The sequence below is a fragment of the Streptomyces durbertensis genome (assembly GCF_014156695.1).
Taxonomy (GTDB): Bacteria; Actinomycetota; Actinomycetes; order Streptomycetales; family Streptomycetaceae; genus Streptomyces; species Streptomyces durbertensis.
The window spans coordinates 1-2,836 of sequence record NZ_WMLF01000572.1 but is presented as its reverse complement, the minus strand read 5'-3'; the positions used below and the strand labels follow the sequence as shown (position 1 = coordinate 2,836).

General features: G+C 72.3%; 4 protein-coding genes. 2 read left to right on the top strand and 2 right to left on the bottom strand.

Features of this window, described 5'->3' with window-relative positions; translation table 11 throughout:
* Window positions 1-704, top strand: a 704-nt coding sequence (locus tag GL263_RS24520; protein ID WP_500294575.1) for a dehydrogenase family protein, incomplete at its 5' end; no start/stop codon positions are given.
* 57 nt (window positions 705-761) lie between these two features.
* Here GL263_RS24520 and GL263_RS24515 read toward each other — a convergent pair.
* Both GL263_RS24515 and GL263_RS24510 read right to left on the bottom strand, forming a co-directional pair.
* Window positions 762-1,682 carry a Sco1979 family transcriptional regulator gene (locus GL263_RS24515; RefSeq protein WP_182857928.1) on the bottom strand — a complete coding sequence of 307 codons (921 nt, stop codon included), beginning with the start codon at window positions 1,680-1,682 and terminating at the stop codon, window positions 762-764.
* 124 nt (window positions 1,683-1,806) lie between these two features.
* Window positions 1,807-2,064 carry a DUF397 domain-containing protein gene (locus GL263_RS24510; RefSeq protein ID WP_182857927.1) on the bottom strand — a complete coding sequence of 86 codons (258 nt, stop codon included), beginning with the start codon at window positions 2,062-2,064 and terminating at the stop codon, window positions 1,807-1,809.
* A 335-nt stretch (window positions 2,065-2,399) separates the two neighbouring features.
* On the opposite strand from GL263_RS24510, the gene GL263_RS24505 reads away from it, so the two are divergent.
* Window positions 2,400-2,836 (top strand): ATP-binding protein (locus GL263_RS24505; protein ID WP_182857926.1); only part of this gene is annotated, 437 nt, incomplete at its 3' end.

Sequence of the window (2,836 nt, the reverse complement as noted above, 5' to 3'; positions counted from 1 at the left end):
GCGCGGTGCTGTTCGCCGCCGAGATGCTGCGGCGGCGCGGCGAGGACCTGCACGGACAGCAGGTGCTCGTCTCCGGCTCCGGCAACGTGGCGATACACGCGGCCCGCAAGGCCATCGCGCTCGGCGCGAACGTCGTGACCTGCTCGGACTCCGGCGGTTACGTGTTCGACGAGAAGGGCCTGGACGTCGAGCTGCTGCGGCAGGTCAAGGAGGTCGAACGCGGCAGGGTCGCCGACTACGCGGAACGCCGCGGCGCCTCCGCCCACTACGTCCCCGACGGCCGCGTCTGGGAGGTCCCCGGCGAGGTCGCGCTGCCGTGCGCCACGCAGAACGAGATCACCGAGGCCGACGCGAGGAACATGGTCGGCAACGGCGTGAAGGCGGTCTCCGAGGGCGCCAACATGCCGACCACGCCCGAGGCGATGCGGCTGCTGCGCGAGGCCGGCGTCGCGTTCGGCCCCGGCAAGGCGGCCAACGCCGGCGGCGTGGCCACCAGCGCGCTGGAGATGCGGCAGAACGCCGGCCGCGACCCGTGGCCGTTCGAACGCGTCGAGCGCGAACTGGAGGGCATCATGCGCGGCATCCACGACGAGTGCGCCGCCACCGCCGAGCGCTACGGCGCGCCCGACGACTACGTGCTGGGGGCGAACATCGCCGGCTTCGAGCGGGTCGCGGACGCGATGCTGGCCCAGGGTGTGATCTGAGGCCCGCCCGCTCCCCGCCCGAAGGCCGAAGGCTCTGAAGGCGGGGAGCGGGCGCGCTCAGCTCTCGGCCAGCAGGTCGGTGAGGAAGCGCATCGAGCGGTCGTGGGTCTCGGCCGCCGCGCAGAGCCGGTCCATCACCACCACGTAGGACTCCACCTCGGCCCGTTTGTCGAGGTAGAGCGCGCTGGTGAGCTGTTCGAGGTAGACGATGTCCGGCAGGTCCGGCTCCAGGAAACGCAGGATGGTGACCGGCCCGCCGGCCGCGGCCAGTCCTCCTATGGCAAAGGGCGCGATCTGGATGGTCACCCGGGGGTCGTCGGCGAAGCTCAGCAGGTGCCGCAGCTGGCCGCGCATGACCTCGCGGCCGCCCAGCGGTCGGCGCAGCGCGGCCTCGTCTATCACCGCCCACAGCTTCGGCCCGTCGCGGCGGCCCAGCAGCTCCTGGCGGCGCATCCGCAGGTCGACCCGCCGGTCGACCTCCGGGACCGGCGCCGCCGGGTGGCCGAGGCGGACGACGGCCCTCGCGTAGTCGGCGGTCTGGAGCAGTCCGGGCACGAACTGGACCTCGTAGGTGCGGATGACGGCCGCGGCCTCCTCCAGGCCCAGCAGCGTCTCCAGCCAGTTCGGCAGGACGTCGCTGTACTTGTGCCACCAGCCGGGCTCGTTGGCCCGCCGCGCCAGCGTCAGGAACTCCTCGCGTCGTTTCTGGTCGTGCACGCCGTAGAGCGTCAGCAGGTCGGCGACGTCCCGTTCCTTGTAGCCGACCCGGCCCAGCTCCAACCGGCTGATCTTGGCGTGGGAACCGCGGATGGCGTGTCCCGCGGCCTCCCGGGTGATACCGCTGGCCTCGCGCAGCCTGCGCAGATGGGTGCCCAGCACGATGCGCAGCACGGTCGGCCCGCCCGCGGGCTGGGCGAGGACCCGCTGCATCGAGGTCTCGCCACCGGGGAAGCGCGCGGGCTCCGGCTGGACTGGCATCACGTGTGCTCCCGACTCGTATGGATGAGGGCGACCGGACAGTTTCCCACCGGGTGCCCCGGGCTATCAACGTCCGCCGGCACCCGCGCCGGCGGGCGTGCCGGCATCCGGGTGCGGTGCCGGATCAGTTCGGGCCGGTCGGGCCGCTGACGAGGTGGTCGAAGTCGCCGCCCTTGGCGCCGAGCAGGAACGCGGAGAACTCCGCGCCGGAGTAGACGAGGGCGGGTCCGGTGGGGAAGCGCGAGTTGCGGACCGCCACCGCGCCGCCGGGCAGCTCGGCGAGTTCCACGCAGTTCCCGTTGGGGTTGCTGCGACGGCTCTTGCGCCACACCGCCCCCGGGAGTGCGTCGGCCGCCACCCCGTTCGCGTACTCCTGCTCCATCGGCCGCCTCACCCGTAATGTGTCGCTTCTCACTTGCGCCCCAATCGTCACAAGCACCCCGTGTGCAGCAGCGGGAGCGCCTGTCATTATCGCCTCATCGGTCGCAGTTCTTGCACCTGTGCTTGCATCCGCACTTGCAGCGGTAAGTACAAATGGAACAGGATGGTCTCCGCAAGCGTGTTCCCCTGATGCCGGCGACGGCAGCGGAGATCGGAATGACCCCACAACCGGCGAAATGGGTGGCGACGCAGCGCGCGCCCCAACCCGGCCTCGGCTTCGGAGCTCCGCCCCTGACCCTGGTGGAGAACGTTCCCGAGACGCTCGGAACACCCCCCATGACATGCGCTGACAAGAACCCCGAAGACAGCGCGGACCCCGCCCGACGGGCCTTCGCGCCCCCCGGCGACCGCCAGGCCCCGCCCGGCGACTCGTTCGCCGTCTGGACCCTGGACCACGGTTCCCGCTCCCCGGGCGTCGCCCGCGGCTTCGCCCGCACCGCCCTGTGCGGCTGGGGCCTGGAGGAACTGGTCGACAGCGTCGCGGTGGCCGTCTCCGAGATGGTCACCAACGCCATGTGCCACGGCGGCGGCCCCTGGCGGGCGGCCGGCGGCACCCCGGTCCTGCTCAGCCTCTCCCGCCGCGGCGACAGCGTGCTGTGCGTCGTGGTCGACGCCGGCACCAGCGCGCCGGCCGTACGCGAGGCGGGCGACTGGGCGGAGTCCGGACGCGGCCTGCACATCGTCGAGTGCCTGAGCAACGACTGGGGCTGGAC

Bases quoted from the DNA above. Each gene is read 5' to 3' on its own strand.
- GL263_RS24510 (WP_182857927.1), bottom strand. From the start codon at position 2,064: ATGGAGCAGGAGTACGCGAACGGGGTGGCGGCCGACGCACTCCCGGGG.
- GL263_RS24515 (WP_182857928.1), bottom strand. From the start codon at position 1,682: ATGCCAGTCCAGCCGGAGCCCGCGCGCTTCCCCGGTGGCGAGACCTCG.